Source organism: Achromobacter sp. 18P8.1.1 (assembly GCF_057799415.1).
Genome location: NZ_JBYOKH010000003.1, coordinates 189,064 through 205,588, shown reverse-complemented (window position 1 = coordinate 205,588; position 16,525 = coordinate 189,064). Strand labels below are relative to the sequence as shown.

Annotated in this window: 11 protein-coding genes; 9 read left to right on the top strand and 2 right to left on the bottom strand. The window is 67.0% G+C overall.

Translation table 11 applies throughout. The annotated features are described in order from the left end of the window. Positions 1 to 74: 74 nt before the first annotated feature. Positions 75 to 3,620: an indolepyruvate ferredoxin oxidoreductase family protein gene (locus tag AC27VE_RS04030; RefSeq protein ID WP_488703097.1), complete on the bottom strand. Its 3,546-nt coding sequence runs from the start codon at positions 3,618 to 3,620 to the stop codon at positions 75 to 77. A gap of 105 nt (positions 3,621 to 3,725) precedes the next feature. On the opposite strand from AC27VE_RS04030, the gene AC27VE_RS04025 reads away from it, so the two are divergent. Next, positions 3,726 to 4,631 (top strand): LysR substrate-binding domain-containing protein, encoded by a 906-nt coding sequence (locus AC27VE_RS04025; protein ID WP_488703096.1) that lies wholly within the window; start codon positions 3,726 to 3,728, stop codon positions 4,629 to 4,631. A 29-nt stretch (positions 4,632 to 4,660) separates the two neighbouring features. On the opposite strand, the gene AC27VE_RS04020 is transcribed toward AC27VE_RS04025, so the two are convergent. Then, on the bottom strand, positions 4,661 to 5,569 hold the full coding sequence (locus AC27VE_RS04020) for a LysR family transcriptional regulator (protein WP_280026703.1): 909 nt from the start codon (positions 5,567 to 5,569) through the stop codon (positions 4,661 to 4,663). 122 nt (positions 5,570 to 5,691) lie between these two features. On the opposite strand from AC27VE_RS04020, the gene AC27VE_RS04015 reads away from it, so the two are divergent. The 8 genes from AC27VE_RS04015 (at position 5,692) to acnD (ending at position 16,492) form a co-directional block, all read left to right on the top strand. Continuing rightward, entirely contained in the window at positions 5,692 to 6,285 is a 594-nt protein-coding gene (locus tag AC27VE_RS04015; protein WP_006222347.1) for an amino acid synthesis family protein, read from the top strand. Beyond that, complete coding sequence (locus AC27VE_RS04010; protein WP_488703095.1) at positions 6,282 to 7,067, top strand: alpha/beta fold hydrolase; 786 nt, start codon at positions 6,282 to 6,284, stop codon at positions 7,065 to 7,067. Before AC27VE_RS04015 ends, AC27VE_RS04010 begins: the two co-directional genes overlap by 4 nt. A gap of 51 nt (positions 7,068 to 7,118) precedes the next feature. Beyond that, a complete protein-coding gene (locus AC27VE_RS04005; RefSeq protein WP_488703094.1) occupies positions 7,119 to 8,090 on the top strand; it encodes a Bug family tripartite tricarboxylate transporter substrate binding protein in 972 nt (323 codons plus the stop codon). Between the two features lie 127 nt (positions 8,091 to 8,217). Beyond that, positions 8,218 to 9,033: a PA3715 family protein gene (locus tag AC27VE_RS04000; RefSeq protein WP_488703093.1), complete on the top strand. Its 816-nt coding sequence runs from the start codon at positions 8,218 to 8,220 to the stop codon at positions 9,031 to 9,033. A 79-nt stretch (positions 9,034 to 9,112) separates the two neighbouring features. Continuing rightward, positions 9,113 to 10,999 carry a sigma-54-dependent Fis family transcriptional regulator gene (locus AC27VE_RS03995; RefSeq protein ID WP_488703092.1) on the top strand — a complete coding sequence of 629 codons (1,887 nt, stop codon included), beginning with the start codon at positions 9,113 to 9,115 and terminating at the stop codon, positions 10,997 to 10,999. 228 nt (positions 11,000 to 11,227) lie between these two features. Then, complete coding sequence (locus AC27VE_RS03990; RefSeq protein WP_488703091.1) at positions 11,228 to 13,030, top strand: NAD(P)/FAD-dependent oxidoreductase; 1,803 nt, start codon at positions 11,228 to 11,230, stop codon at positions 13,028 to 13,030. A 139-nt stretch (positions 13,031 to 13,169) separates the two neighbouring features. After that, entirely contained in the window at positions 13,170 to 13,880 is a 711-nt protein-coding gene (locus tag AC27VE_RS03985; RefSeq protein WP_006222353.1) for a GntR family transcriptional regulator, read from the top strand. Further along, positions 13,880 to 16,492 (top strand): Fe/S-dependent 2-methylisocitrate dehydratase AcnD, encoded by a 2,613-nt coding sequence (gene acnD, locus AC27VE_RS03980; protein ID WP_488703140.1) that lies wholly within the window; start codon positions 13,880 to 13,882, stop codon positions 16,490 to 16,492. The genes AC27VE_RS03985 and acnD overlap by 1 nt, the downstream gene beginning before the upstream one ends. Positions 16,493 to 16,525: the final 33 nt, after the last annotated feature.

Below are 16,525 nucleotides of genomic sequence, written 5' to 3'. Positions count from 1 at the left end.
GATAGAGACGCGGGGTGATCCGCATTGACGGGGGATCGTACACCAGCCGATCCCCGTCACCGTGCCCTGCCTTCCTACGCCGCCAGCGAATCCTGCTGCGGGTGGCGGTAGCGTTGCAGCAGCCCCTCCTGGCGTGCCTGCGCCTGGCCCACGCTTTTCTCCTTCACATGCCCATATCCGCGGATCGCATCCGGCAGATTGGCCAGCTCCAACGCGGCCTCCCGGTTATCGGCATTCAGCGTTTGCGAGAACTCGGCGGACAGCGCCAGGTAGTCGGCCGCCAGCTGGCGTTCCATGCGGCGTTCGGCGGTCTTGCCGAACAGGTCCAGCCACGTGCCGCGTACCCGCTTCATCGGCGCCAGCATGCGAAACGCCACGCCCATCCACGCCCCGAACGCGCGCTTCTGCAAGCGGCCCTGCGTGTCGCGGCGGGCGAAGGCCGGCGGCGCCAGGTAGTAGCGCACGCGATAGTCGCGCCCGGGTTCGCCTTCAAATTGCGCTTGCAACTTGGCCTTGAAGGCGGGGTCGGTGTACAGGCGCGCCACCTCGTATTCGTCCTTGTAGGTCATCAACTTGGCCAGGTTGCGTGCCACGGCGCGCGTCACCTCGTATCGCTGCCCTTCGGGCATGGCGGATTCCCGCGCACGCACCGCGTCCACCGCCGCGCGGAAACGCGCCGCGTAGGCCTCGTCCTGGTAAGCGCCGACGTGCGCCGCCAGCCGCTGGATCAACCCGTCCAGCGATTCCGGCAACGCCACCACTTGCGCGGCCTTCTTTGGACGCAGCGCCTCGACGCCGCGGTGCGCGGCCTGCCGGCCCAGTTCGAACGCGGCCAGGTTCTTGTCCACGGAGACGCCATTGATCTCGATGGCGCGGCGCAGGCTGTCGCGGCTGAGCGGCAGGCCGCCCTTTTGCCATGCGTAACCCAACAGCAGCGGGTTGGCGTAGATGGTGTCGCCCAACAGGGCCTCGGCCAGCGGCCCCGCGTCAAGGAAGTCGCAATTGCCGCCCGTGCTTGCGGCAACCGCGGCTTCCGCCTGCGCGCCGGGAAAGCGCCAGGCCGGTTGCGACAGGAATGCCGCCGTCGGCGCCGCCGCACTGTTCACCACTGCACGCCCATGGTCCGGCCGCAACCGCGACAGCACCTCGGGCGACGCCGACACCAGCGCGTCGCAGCCGATGACCAGGTCGGCCTCGCCCAGCGCCACGCGGGTGGCGTGCAGGTCTTCCGGCCGGTTGGCCAGCTGCACATGGCTGAGCACGGCGCCGCCCTTTTGCGCCAGGCCCGCCATGTCCAGCACGGTGACGCCCTTGCCTTCGATATGGGCGGCCGCACCCAGCAAGGCGCCGATCGTGACGACGCCGGTGCCGCCCACGCCCGCGATCACAACGCGATACGCGGCGCCCCCCGCGATGGACGCGGGCGCCGGCAACGGCGCGTCGGGCAATGGCGACTCGCCCGCGCCCGACCTTGCCGGCTTGCGCAGCACGGCGCCTTCAGCCGTCACGAAGCTGGGGCAGAACCCTTCCACGCAGGAAAAGTCCTTGTTGCATGAGGATTGGTTGATGCGGCGCTTGGTGCCCAGCGGCGTGTCCAGCGGTTCAACCGACAAGCAGTTGGACTTGACCGAGCAATCGCCGCAGCCTTCGCACACGGCGTCGTTGATGAAGGCGCGGCGCAGCGGGTCGGGGTAGTCGCCGCGCTTGCGGCGACGCCGCTTCTCGGTCGCGCAGGTCTGGTCGTAGATCAGCACCGTGGTGCCTTCGATGTCGCGCAGCGCACGCTGCACGTCGTCCAACGCCTTGCGGTGATGCACCTCGATCGCGCCGGGCAGCGCCGCCGCCCCCGTGTACTTGTCGGGCTCGTCCGTGACCACCACGGTTTTCACGACCCCTTCGGCCTGCATCTGCGCCGCGATCTGCGGCACCGTCAGCACGCCGTCCACCGGTTGCCCGCCCGTCATGGCGACGGCGTCGTTGTAGAGAATCTTGTAGGTGATCGACGCGCGCGCCGCCACCGCCGCGCGGATCGCCAGCAGTCCCGAATGGAAATAGGTGCCGTCGCCCAGGTTGGCGAAGATGTGGCGTTCGCTGGTGAAATCCTTCTGCCCCAGCCACGCCACGCCCTCGCCGCCCATCTGGCTGAAGGTGTCGGTGTCGCGATTCATCCACATGGCCATGTAATGGCAGCCAATGCCGGCCACCGCGCGCGATCCTTCCGGCACGCGGGTAGACGTATTGTGCGGGCAGCCCGAACAGAACCAGGGCTTGCGCTCTTCCACCAGCGTGGGCCGCGCGGCTTCGCGTTCCTTGGCGTCGATGACGGCCAGGCGCGCAGCGATGCGGGCGCGCAGTTCATCGGACAGATCAGCCTTGTCCAGCCGCGCGGCGATGGCGCGCGCGATCAGCGCGGGCGATAGCTCGTAGCGCGCCGGCAGCAGCCAGCCACCGCGCGGCGTGGACCATTCGCCGCCGCCGTGCTCGCGCTCGTCGAACTTGCCGTACACGCGCGGACGTACGTCGTCGCGCCAGTTGTAGAGTTCTTCCTTCAGCGCGTATTCCAGGATCTGGCGCTTCTCCTCGACGACCAGGATCTCTTTCAGGCCCGTGGCGAACTCGCGCGCGCCTTGCGCGTCCAGCGGCCAGATACAGCCGACCTTCATGACGCGGATGCCGGCTTCGGCACAGGCCGCTTCGTCCAGGCCCAGGTCGTTCAGCGCCTGCCGCACGTCCAGATAGGCCTTGCCCGCGGTCATGATGCCGAAGTTCGCGCGAGGCGAATCCAGCACCACCCGGTTCAGCTTGTTCGCGCGCACATAGGCCAGCGCGGCATACCACTTGTGGTCCAACAGCCGCGCCTCTTGCGCCAGCGGCGAATCCGGCCAGCGGATGTTCAGCCCGCCTTCGGGCAGCGCGTCCTCAGGCAGCACGATCTGCACACGCGCCGGGTCCACGTCGACCGAGGCGCTGGATTCCACCACATCCGTCACGCATTTCATCGCCACCCACAAGCCGGTGTAGCGGCTCATGGCCCAGCCGTGCAGCCCGTAGTCCAGGTATTCCTGGACGTTGGACGGGTACAGCACCGGGATGCCGCTTGCGATCAGCACATGTTCGGACTGGTGGGCCACGGACGAGGATTTCGCGGCGTGGTCATCGCCCGCCAGCATCAGCACGCCGCCGTGGGCGGAGGAACCCGCGGAGTTGGCGTGCTTGAGCACATCCACCGACCGGTCCACGCCCGGCCCCTTGCCGTACCACATGCCGAACACGCCATCGCGCGTGGCGCCAGGGAAAAGGTTCAGTTGCTGCGTGCCCCACACCGCCGTCGCGGCCAGGTCTTCGTTCACGCCGGGCTGGAACACTACGTCGTGCGACTTCAGATGCTTCTTGGCCTTCCACAGCGCCTGATCCAGGCCGCCCAGCGGCGAACCCCGATAGCCCGAGACATAGCCGGCCGTGTTCAGGCCGGCCTGCTGGTCGCGCAGCTTTTGCAACAGCGGCAAGCGCACAAGCGCCTGGGTGCCGCTCAGGTAGATGCGGCCGGTCGTCTGGGTGTACTTGTCGTCGAGCGTCAGGCCATGGGTATCGGCCACGCCAGGGGGTAGTGGGGCGTTCACGCGTTTGTCTCCTGCTGGGTGCGGATTTGAGTGTTTTCCGCAGTGTAGGAACGCCGCTCGTTATCGTATATTCATAGTTTCAGGTAGCAGGTATTCGAAAATCAGATGGCAAACGACGTCACCCTGCGGCAGTTGCGCTACTTCGCGGCGGCCGCCCGTACGGGCCGGTTTTCCATGGCAGCGGCCGACGAGCATGTCTCGCAGTCCGCCGTCACCAATGCCGTGCTGGCGCTGGAAGCGCAGTTGGGCGTGCGCCTGTTCGACCGCCACCCGCATGGCGTCACGCTGACGCCGGAAGGCCACAACTTTCATCGACGCACGCAGGACATCCTGGATTCTCTGGACGACGCCATCCGCGAACCCGGGTTCCAACGCTATGCGTTGCGCGGCACGGTGCGAATCGCGGCCTCCTATACCGTGCTGGGCTATTTCCTGCCCGACCTGCTGGCGCGCTTTCGCCGGCGCTATCCCGAGGTGGTGCTGGACCTGGTGGACCTGGACCGCCCGGAGATCGAAGCGGCGGTGGCCAGTGGCGACGTGGAACTGGGCGTGGCGCTGCTGTCCAACGTGGAAAAGCGCGACCGTTTCGGCCATCAGGTACTGGTACGGTCGCGCCGGCAACTCTGGACGGCCTCGAGCCATCCGCTGCTGTCGGCCTCCGCGCCGTCGTTGGCCGACATCGCCCGCTATCCCTACATCCTGCTGGAAGTGGATGAAGGCGAGCGCTCGACGCTGGGCTATTGGCGCACCCACGGTCTGCAGCCCGACATCGCGCTGCGCACCCGGTCCATGGAGGCGCTGCGCGGGTTGGTGGCGCATGGCTTTGGCGTCACCATGCTGTCGGACATGGTCTATCGCCCCTGGTCACTGGAAGGGCGCAAGATAGAAGCCATGCCGATCACCGACGCCGTGCCGCCCATGGAGGCGGGGCTGCTCTGGCATCCGCGGGCCACGCTGGCCAAGCCTGCCGACGCCTTCCGGCAATTCATGATGGTGGCCTGCGGCGTGTAGGCGCATGGCCCGGGAAGGCCAGACCCCGGCTAGACCAGCACGGCGCCCTTGCGGCGCGTGAACTGCGCAAGCGACTGCAACGCCAGCGCGTGCATGGCAGCCACCGACGGCAGCAGGGTTTCCTCCTTGCGGGTCAGCACCCCGACGATGCGTTCCACCGTCGGTTCGGCCAGCGGCACAAAGGCCAGGCCTGATCCGACGGACGGCCGCGCCAGCACGGGCAACACCGTCACCCCCAGCCCGCTGACCACGCTGGCCAGCAGCGACGCGCGGTTGGACACCACCATCGCGGGGTCGTCGATGCCCCCGCCCAACTGACGGTTCTTCAAGGTGTCGAACGTGGCGTTTCCGATCAGCCGTTCGGCGTCCAGCGCCGACCAGGGCACCGGCCCCCGCCGGCGCGCCAAAGGATGCCCCTTGCGGCAAACCAGCCCGAAGGCGTCGCGCGCAACGGGCGTGAATGCGACTTCCGCCGTGCGCGGCACCTGCCCGGCCACACCAACCTGCACTTCGCCCGTCAACACCAGCCTGTGCACATCCTGCGACGATTCGTCCACGGCACGGATACGGATATCCGGGTGGCTGCGCGCGTAGCGTTCCAGCAGCTTTGGCAGCCACTCATCCGCCAGCGACGGCATCACCGCCAGCGACACCGGCCCGGTATGGCCCTGCCCCAACTGGCGCGCCGCATCCAGCACGCGGTCGTGCGTGGCAAGCAATTCGCGCAACAACGGCGCCACGGCATGGCCCAGCGGCGTCAACTGCGCGCGCTTGCCGGCTTCGAACAACGGCGCGCCCAGTTGCTGCTCCAGATCCTGCATGGCGGCCGACACCGCCGCCTGCGAACGGTGCGTGCCCTCGGCCGCCAGGCGAAAACTGCCGTGGTCAGCCGCCAGCAGGAACTGGCGCAAATGTTGGATCTTCAGAGGCTGAGGCATGACGGTGGGCCAATCAAATTCAGGTTTTCCGAAATTAACTTACGTTAATTTGGATTGTCAAAATTCCGTGCCGGCTTCAACAATGCACCCATCGTTCATCACATATGCATGGGAGCAATGGAATGGCTTTGCAAGTGCGAAAAATCGTCAGTTACGTCGAGAAGACCTGCATTGAAGGCGGCAAGGCGGCCGAGCGGCCGCTGATCATGATCGTGGCGGCCGCCGTGATCCGCAATCCGTGGGCCGGCCTGCCCTTCCAGGAAGACCTGCGCCCGCAGATCCTTGAAGCCGCGCCGCCGCTGGGCGAACTGCTGGTGGCAGAGATCCTGCGCCAGGCCGGCTCCGCCGACCAGATCGAAGCCTACGGCAAGGCTGCCGTGGTGGGCACCGCTGGCGAAGTCGAACATGCCTCGGCGCTGATCCACACGCTGCGCTTCGGCAACGCCTACCGCAACGCCGTGGGCGGCACCAGCTACCTCAGCTTCACGAACACGCGCGGCGGACCGGGCTGCGTGATTTCGGTGCCGTTGATGCACAAGCAAGACGAAGGCCTGCGGTCGCACTACCTGACCGTGCAGACCAACATCAACGACGCCCCGGCCCCGGACGAGATCGTGATTGCCTTGGGCGCCGCCACCTCGGGCCGGCCGCACCACCGCATCGGCAACCGCTATTCCGACCTGCAGGAACTGGCGCAAGAGGCGCAGTCGAAATGAGCACGCCGCGCCGCCGTTCCGGCCAGGGCGCGCCGCTAGTGCTGTTGCACGGCGTCGGCCTGGACCACACGTTGTGGGATGACCTGGTCCCGCTGCTGGAACCGGATTTCGACGTGCTGCGCTATGACCTGCTGGGCCATGGCGCGGCCCCGGGCATCCCAGGCGAGGCCCGCGTGCAGGACTTCGTCGCGCAGTTGGACGCCGAACTGGATCAGGCCGGCTGGCCGCAAGCCAACGTGCTGGGCTATTCCATGGGCGGCCTGATTGCGGGAGCTTATGCGGCGGCCCGGCCGCGACGCGTGAGCCGGCTGGTGTTGCTGAGCACCGTGTTTCAGCGCACGCCGGAAGAAGTCCGCGCCGTGACGGCCCGCCTGGCCGCCGCCGCGACCCAGGATGTGGAAGCCGCCGCCGGGGTCTCGCTGCAGCGCTGGTTCACGCCCGGCTTCCAGGTCGCGCGCCCGGAGCGGGTGGCGGCCATCGGCCAGCGTCTGCTGCGCAACGACCGCGCGAATTTCCTGGCGGCTTACCGGCTGTTCGCGCAGGGCGACCCGATCCTGGCGCACGCCGCGCCCGATATCGCTTGCCCCGCGCTTGCCATGACCGGCGACGAAGACGTCGGATCCACCGCCCGCATGACGCGCGGCCTGGCACGTGCGCTGCCCGACGGCCGAGCCCGCGTCGTGGACGGCCAACGGCATATGCTGCCGGTGGAAGCTCCGGCCGTGGTGGCTGCGGCGCTGCAGGCCTTTTTACTGCCGACAACCGCTGAATCGTCCGCCTGACAGAGACGATCGGCCAACGCCCCGAAAGGGGCCGGAGAGGGAGACAAACCCATGCATCGCAGAACCCTACTGAAGCATCTGGCCTTGGCCGCCGCGGCGCCGGCGGCCCTGTCGCTGACCCGTCTTGCCGCCGCGCGCGAGGCGCCCTTGCGCGTGATCGTGCCGTTCCCGCCGGGCGGCGGCACCGACGTGCTGGGGCGCGTCATCGCCGCCACGCTGGAAGGCGCGCTGGACCGGTCCGTCGTGGTCGAAAACAAACCCGGCGCCAGCGGCATGCTGGGCGCTGACTACACCGCCAACGGCGCCAAGGACGGCAGCGTGCTGCTGTTCGCGGGGCTGGTGCCGTCGGTGCGCTACTACGCCCGCCCGCCTGAGGAGGTCTTGAAACAGCTGGCGCCCGTCTGCCCGATTGCGCGGTCGCCCTATATGGTGGCCGTGAACAGCGACCTGCCCGCCAAGACATTGGCGGAACTGGTGGCCCAGGCCAAACGGGAACCCAAGGGTCTGACGTTCGGGTCACCGGGCAACGCCACGCCGCAACACCTGGCCACCGAGCTGTTGCAGGCCGCCTGCGGCATCGACATGCTGCATGTGCCGTATCGCGGCACGGGCCCCATGATGACTGACCTCTTGGGTGGCCAGATTCAACTGGTGGTGGCCACGGTTGCCGCCGTCGAACCGTATTTGAAAAGCGGCCGGTTGCGCGTGCTGGCCGTGACCAGCCGCGAGCGCCTGACCAAATACCCCGACATTCCCACTGTCGCCGAAAGCGGTTACGACGGCTTCGATGCGCAGATTCAATTCGGCACTTACTGCGCGGCGGGCACGCCCGAAGCTACGATTGCCGCACTGAATCAGGGCATCAATCGCGCGCTGCAAACCGACGCCGTCCACGCCAAGCTGGCCGAACAGGGGTTCCAGCCGACCGGCGGCACGCCCCAGCAGTTGCAACAGGCGTTGCTGTCCGAAATCCGCGACGTGGCCGGGCTGGTCAAGGCAGGCAAAGTGCGGGTGGACTTGTAGCGATCTGTAGCGGCCGGTAGCGAAAGGGGCGCAACGCCGGCGGGTGGCGTGATTAGAATTCGGTCTTCTTCGTCCCTGCCCGTCTACGATGCCCCGCCCCCTATCCTTCTTGACCGGCGCCCTGACCTTGTCCGCCCTGTTGACGGGTGGTGTGGCACACGCCGCAAGCGGCCCCTGCCCCGAGGCGGCCGACATCGTGCGCAGCGTGTATCAGAACCAGGACAAGCCCGACCGCGAGGGTCGCATCCGCTTAAAGCAAGGCCACGCTGTCGTGACGCTGTCTGACGCGGACGTCGGCGCGCCCTTCGCGGTGGCCTGCAAGGCCTGGCCCGCCAACCCCGACTTGCTGCTCGTGGCCGTGCCGTTGATGCAAGACACGCCCGACCCCGAAAACGGCCACGAAGGCGATCTGGAAGTGCTGGTGCTGGACCGCCAGACGCTGCAAGTGCGGCAGCGCCGCACGCTGGTTGATCTGATGTCGGATGATGCCTTGCGCATCGCCAGCCTGTCGTTCGATACGGCGCGCTATGACGTCACGGCCGACCGCCGTGCATTTGGAATCCGCATCGAACGCGAAGGCGCCTCGCGCGCCAATCCCCTGGACGAAACCAGCTTGCGGCTCTTCACCGTGGAAGACAAGGAATTGCGCCTGGTGCTCGACGGCCTGATCGTCAACCACTCGTCCGGCCAGTGGGACACCAGTTGCGCGGGAAAATTCACGGAACGCGCGGTGAGCCTGGCGATCGGCACCGCGCAAACCAAGGGCTACCGCGACTTGGTTGCCACGGACGCGCACTCGTCCAGCCGTGCCGCAGTGCAGCAAGGCGGCTGCGAGGAAAAAACCGTCAGCCAGGGCAAGACCCGCCACACGCTGCGCTTTGACGGCACGCGTTATCGGATTCCCAAGGGGCTGCGTTCGATAGACAGCGAGACCGCTGGATAACCACCATTTACAAGCGGGTCCGTCTCTGGGCATGCTGCCTTGTTGATCCGACGCAGATCGGGCGCAACATGGAGACGACATGCCTAGTCAGGAATCCCTGCATTCCGCCCATATCCGCGAGATCGAACAGGTAGGCCGCGGACGCCCCTCGCAGCGCGACGCGCATGTGGTGCGCAGCTGGCTGCGCTGCCTGGATCAATACCAGCTGGACCCCGCCCAGGCTTGCGAAGCCTACATCGTGCCGGACGGCCGGCTGCGCGAACATCGCCAACAATCCGAAGCGCTGATCAACATTGCCCGCAGCGGGCTGGATCATCTGTTCAAGCAGGTGGCGGGCCAGAACTACGTGCTGCTGCTGGCCGACCGCCAGGGCGTCACCGTGGAATTTCTGGGTGACCCGTTACAGACCGACAAGCTGCGCAAAGCGGGCCTGTACCTGGGGTCTGAATGGTCCGAACCGCGCGCCGGCACTTGCGCCGTGGGCGCCTGCCTGGAAACCGGCGAAGCGCTGACTATTCACCAGACCGACCACTTCGACAACACGCACACACCGCTGTCCTGCACCGCTGCCCCCATCTACAACGCCGATGGCGAATTGGCCGCCGTGCTGGATATTTCTCTGCTCAGCTCGCCCAGCCTGAAAACCAGCCAGAATCTGGCGCTGCACCTGGTCAACAGCACCACGCGCCGCATCGAACTGGCCAACCTGATGGCGCGCACGCGCAATGAATGGGTGCTGCGCTTTGCGCGGTCACCCGAGTTTCTGGACGTGGACCCGGAAGCGGCGATCTCGCTGGACGGCGCCGGCCGCATTCTGGGCATGACGCACTCCGGCGCCAAGTTGCTGGCGCGCGCAGCCGGGCTGGACTGGCGCAGCCCTGCCGGGCTGATCGGCCAGCCCGTAACCCGCTTCTTTGATGTGCAACTGGACGACCTGCCGCACTACACGCGCGGCCACGCGCCACAAGACCGCCTGATCGTCGCCCGCGACGGCAATGCGCTGTTCGCGCACGCCATCGAACCCAACCGTCACCTGCGCGGCGCCACGGTCGCCGTGCGCGCCACGCCGTCTGCATTGCGCGGGCTGGACGGCGGGGATGCCAAGATGGCGGCGCTGCAAGTTCGAGCCGCCAAACTCGCGCGCCAAGGCCTGCCCATCCTGCTGCAGGGCGAAACCGGCGTGGGCAAGGAATACCTGGCCCGCGCCATCCACGACGACAGCCGCCGCCCGGGCAGCTTTGTCGCCGTGAACTGCGCGGCCATTCCCGAATCCCTGATCGAAAGCGAACTGTTCGGCTACCTGCCCGGCGCCTACACCGGCGCTGCCCCCAAGGGCCGCAAGGGCCTGATCGAGGAATCCGACGGCGGCACCTTGTTCCTGGACGAGATCGGCGACATGCCGTTGACGCTGCAAAGCCGCTTGCTGCGCGTGCTGGCGGAGTCCGAAGTCACGCCCATCGGCGCCAACGGACCGCGTGCCGTGCGGCTGACGCTGGTGTCCGCGTCGCATCGCGACCTGGGCGCGCTGGTGCGCGAGGGCCGCTTTCGCGAAGACCTGTATTACCGCATCAACGCCGCCACGCTGACCGTGCCGCCGCTGCGCGAACGGCAGGACCTGGACTGGCTGATCGCCCGCATGCTGGCGCGGCATCAGGGCGAGTCCGGTGCGCCGGTGCTATCGCCTGCGGCGCTATTGGCGCTGAAAGCGCATGCCTGGCCGGGCAACATCCGCGAGCTGGCCAACGTCATCGCGGTTGCCGCCGCCTTGTGCGAAGACGGCGTCATCACGCCGCAAGACCTGCCGGACACCTTTGCCCCGGCGGGCGCGGCGCTGAGCGCGGAAGAAGCCGCGCTACGAACCACGCTGGCCCGCTGCGGCGGCAATGTGTCGGAAGCGGCGCGGCAGCTGGGTGTGGACCGCTCTACCGTCCACCGCCAGATGCGGCGCTACGGGCTCACGCGTTAGACGCGAACTCGGCGCCTGGGGCCACACCCTGCTGCAACAGGTGTGGCGCGTTGCGACAGTGCATCGCGCCGCCGTCAGGCGCGCGCCCCGTCGCCACGGCCTGTCGCAAGCTGGCACGGCATTTGCATGTGTAGTCTTGACGCCCCAGCGGCCGGCACAGGCCAGGGCGTCAATGGACGGAGCCATCCGCCATGACCACGACGCCCGCCCCGGGCAAGGAGACAAGACATGCAGACAGACCCCGCCAATGCCGCTCTGGACGCGGTGCTCGCCCGCCTGAACACCGCGTTGGGCAACAAGGAGATTGATGCCGTTGCCGGCCTGTTCCAGGACGAATGCTATTGGCGCGACCTGGTGCTTTTCAGCTGGAACCTGCGCACGCTGGAAGGCCCCGACCAGATCCGCGAGATGCTGACGCAGCAGCTGTCGCAAGTGGAGCCGGTACGCTTCACCCGCGACGAACGTGAGGCTGTTTCCGACGATGGGGGCCTGCTGCAAGCCTGGCTGCATATCGACACGAACCTGGCACGCGGCTATGGCCACATCCGCGTGAAAGACGGCAAGATCTGGACGCTGCTGACCACCATGTCCGAACTGAAGGGGCATGAAGAGCCCAGCGGCACGCGCCGCCCCAAGGGCGCCGAACACGGCCACGACCGCGACCGCCAGACCTGGCTGGAAAAGCGCGAGCAGGAAGCGGCCGAGCTGGGCTACAAGTCGCAGCCCTACGTGCTGATCATCGGCGGCGGGCAAGGCGGCATCGCCCTGGGCGCGCGGCTGCGACAACTGGACGTGCCCACCATCATCATCGAAAAGAACGAGCGCGCCGGCGACAGCTGGAGGAAGCGCTACAAGTCCCTGTGCCTGCACGACCCGGTCTGGTACGACCACCTGCCCTATATCCCCTTCCCCGAAAACTGGCCCGTCTTCGCGCCGAAGGACAAGGTCGGCGACTGGCTGGAGATGTACACGAAGGTGATGGAGCTGAACTACTGGACCTCCAGCGTCTGCCAGTCGGCGCGCTACGACGAACAGAAAAAGGAATGGGAAGTCACGGTGCTGCGCGACGGCAAGCCCGTGGTGCTGCGGCCCAAGCAGCTGGTGCTGGCCACCGGCATGTCGGGCAAGCCGAACATCCCGCGCTTTCCGGGCCAGGACGAGTTCCAGGGCGAGCAGCAGCATTCGTCGCAACACCCCGGGCCTGACGCGTACCGGGGCAAGAACGTGGTGGTCATCGGTGCCAACAATTCGGCCCACGATATCTGCGCGGCGCTCTGGGAGGGCGGCGCCAACGTCACCATGGTGCAGCGATCGTCCACCCACATCGTCCGGTCGGACACGCTGATGGACATCGGCCTGGGCGGGCTGTATTCCGAACAGGCGCTGGCCAACGGCATGACGACCCGCAAGGCAGACCTGACATTCGCGTCCCTGCCCTACAAGATCATGGCGCAGTTCCAGATTCCGCTCTACGACCAGATGCGCGAGCGCGACGCCGAGTTCTACGGCAAGCTGGAGAAGGCGGGCTTCATGCTGGACTGGGGCGACGACGGCTCCGGCCTCTTCATGAAATACCTGCGTCGCGGATCGGGCTATTACATCGACGTGGGCGCCTGCGACCTGATCATCGACGGCAGCATCAAGCTGCAATCCGGCACCGACGTCAGCCACCTGGCGCGCGAGGCCGTCGTGTTGAAGAACGGCGTTACGCTGCCGGCCGACCTGGTCGTCTACGCCACCGGTTACGGCTCGATGAACGGCTGGGCAGCCGACCTGATCAGCCCGGAAGTGGCCGACAAGGTGGGCAAGTGCTGGGGCCTGGGTTCGGACACCACCAAGGACCCCGGCCCCTGGGAAGGAGAGCAGCGCAATATGTGGAAGCCCACGCAGCAGGAAGGGCTGTGGTTCCACGGCGGCAACCTGCACCAGTCCCGGCACTATTCCCAATACCTGTCCCTGCAGTTGAAGGCACGGCACGTGGGGCTGCCCGTCCAGGTCTATGGCGTGCAGGAGGTGCATCACAAGCGGTAGCCCGCCCGCCGAGCACGGCGCAAGCGGCCGCCCCGCCGCTTGCGCCCACGGGCCACCCAAGGTAAATTGTTGACAATCTGGCGCCATACAGCGCCTTATCCCGAATATTTCTCCTGAATCCGGATAGATTGTTGACACTATGAGCAAAGTGCTGACCCTGCCGGGCACTCCACCCGGCGATGGCGAAACCTTGTCGGATCACATCTTCAAGAAGATACAGGCCGCCATCGTCAAAGGCGAGATCGCCCCGGGCAGCAAGATTTCCGAGCCCGAATTGGCGCGCCAACATGGCGTCAGCCGGGGTCCGCTGCGCGAAGCCCTGCATCGGCTGGAAGGCCAGAAGCTGCTGGTGCGCGTCCCGCACGCCGGCGCGCGCGTCGTGTCGCTGTCGCAGCAAGAGCTGTCCGAGCTTTACGAGATCCGGGAATCGCTGGAAGGCATGGCCTGCCGCCTGGCCGCCGAGCGCATGCCGCCCTCTGAAATCGCCGAACTGCGCGGCGTGCTGGAAGCCCACGAACGCGACGCCGCCTTTCAGGCCGGCCTGGGCTACTACCAGCAGGAAGGCGATTACGACTTCCACTACCGCATCGTCAAGGGCAGCGGCAACCAGATGCTGTTCCGCATGCTGTGCGACGAGCTCTACCAGCTGGCGCGCATGTACCGCATCCAGTATTCGACAACGCCCAACCGCCCGCGGCAGGCCTATGCCGAACACCATCGCATTCTTGACGCCATCGCCGACCGCGACGGCGAGCTGGCCGAAATCCTGATGCGCCGGCATATCCGCGTATCCCGTATCAACATCGAACAACAGATCGCCCAGAGCAACCTGCGGCGCACGGAGGCATGATGAACCACTCGTACCGCAAGACCCTGCCCGGCACCCGCCTGGACTATTTCGACGCGCGCGCCGCGGTTGAAGCCATCGCCCCCGGCGCCTACGCCGCCCTGCCCTATACGTCCCGCGTGCTGGCGGAAAACCTGGTTCGCCGCTGCGACCCGGCCATGCTGACCGATGCGCTCAAGCAACTGATCGAACGCCGCCGCGACCTGGACTTCCCGTGGTTTCCGGCACGCGTGGTCTGTCATGACATCCTGGGCCAGACCGCGCTGGTGGACCTGGCCGGCCTGCGCGACGCCATCGCCGAGAAAGGCGGCGACCCCGCCAAGGTGAATCCGGTCGTGCCGGTGCAGCTGATCGTGGACCACTCGCTGGCTGTGGAATTCGACGGCAACGACCCCGACGCCTTCGCCAAGAACCGCGCCGTGGAAGACCGCCGCAACGAAGACCGCTTCCATTTCATCGACTGGACCAAGCAGGCCTTCCGCAACATCGAAGTCGTGCCCCCGGGCAACGGCATCATGCACCAGATCAACCTGGAGCGGATGTCGCCCGTGATCTACACGCAGGACGGCGTGGCGTTCCCCGACACGCTGGTCGGCACCGACAGCCACACCCCGCACGTGGACGCGCTGGGCGTCATCGCCATCGGCGTGGGCGGCCTGGAAGCCGAAAACGTCATGCTGGGCCGCGCCTCGTGGATGCGCCTGCCGGACATCATCGGCGTGGAACTCACCGGCCGCGCGCAGGCCGGCATCACCGCCACCGACGTGGTGCTGACGCTGACCGAATTCCTGCGCCGCGAAAAGGTCGTGGGCGCGTACCTGGAGTTCTACGGCGAAGGCGCTGCCAGCCTGACGCTGGGCGACCGCGCCACCATTTCGAACATGGCGCCCGAATACGGCGCCACCGCCGCCATGTTCTCGATCGACCAGCAGACCATCGACTACCTGCGCCTGACCGGCCGCGAAGACGAGCAGATCGCCCTGGTCGAAACCTATGCCAAGACGGCGGGCCTGTGGTCCGACAGCTTGAAGACCGCCGAATACGAACGCGTGCTGCGCTTCGACCTGTCCACCGTGGTGCGCACGCTGGCCGGCCCGTCGAACCCGCACCGCCGCCTGCCGGTGTCCGACCTGGCCGCGCGCGGCATTTCGGGCGTCGTGGAAAACGAACCGGGCCTGATGCCTGACGGCGCCGTCATCATCGCCGCCATCACCAGCTGCACCAACACCAGCAACCCGCGCAACGTGATCGCCGCCGGCCTGTTGGCGCGCAACGCCAACCGCGCCGGTTTGACGCGCAAGCCCTGGGTGAAGAGTTCGCTGGCCCCCGGATCAAAGGCCGTGCAGCTGTACCTGGACGAAGCGGGCCTGACGGAAGACCTGGAAAAACTGGGCTTCGGCGTGGTCGCCTTCGCCTGTACCACGTGCAACGGCATGTCCGGCGCACTGGACCCCGTGATCCAGCAGGAAATCATCGACCGCGACCTCTATGCCACCGCCGTGCTGTCCGGCAACCGCAATTTCGATGGCCGCATCCACCCGTACGCCAAGCAGGCGTTCCTGGCGTCGCCCCCCTTGGTCGTGGCCTACGCCATCGCCGGCACGATCCGCTTCGACATCGAACGCGATGTGCTGGGTATGGGTGCCGACGGCCGGGAGATCCGCCTGAAGGACATCTGGCCCACCGACGAGGAAATCGACGCCGTCGTCAAGGAATCCGTCAAGCCAGAGCAGTTCCGCAAGGTCTACGCGCCCATGTTCGGCATCCAGGACGACCGCAAGGCCGGCGTCAGCCCGCTGTACGCCTGGCGCCCGCAAAGCACCTACATCCGCCGCCCCCCGTACTGGGAAGGCGCGCTGGCAGGCGCCCGCACGCTGCGCGGCATGCTGCCGCTGGCCGTGCTGGGCGACAACATCACGACCGACCACCTGTCGCCGTCCAACGCCATCATGCTGGACAGCGCGGCCGGCGAATACCTGGACAAGATGGGCCTGCCCGAAGAAGACTTCAACTCGTACGCGACCCACCGCGGCGACCACCTGACCGCGCAACGCGCCACCTTCGCCAACCCCAAGCTCTTCAACGAGATGGTGACGAATGACGATGGCACCGTGAAGCAAGGCTCGCTGGCGCGCGTGGAACCGGAAGGCCAGGTCATGCGCATGTGGGAAGCCATCGAAACCTATATGGACCGCAAGCAGCCGCTGATCATCGTCGCTGGCGCCGACTACGGCCAGGGCTCGTCGCGCGACTGGGCCGCCAAGGGCGTGCGGCTGGCCGGCGTGGAAGCCATCGTGGCCGAAGGCTTCGAACGCATCCACCGCACCAACCTGATCGGCATGGGCGTGCTGCCGCTGGAATTCAAGCCCGGCGTGAACCGCAAGACGCTGGCGCTGGACGGCACGGAAAGCTATGACGTCATCGGCGAACGCGAACCGCGCGCCGACCTGACGCTGGTGATCCATCGCCGCAACGGCGAAACGGTGCAGGTGCCCGTGACCTGCCGTCTGGACACCGCGGAAGAGGTATCCATCTACGAAGCCGGCGGCGTACTGCAACGCTTTGCGCAAGACTTCCTGGAAGCCGAATCCGCCACCACCAAGAAGGCCGGCTGACACCCAACCGGACAGGCGGGCGCCCCGCGCGCC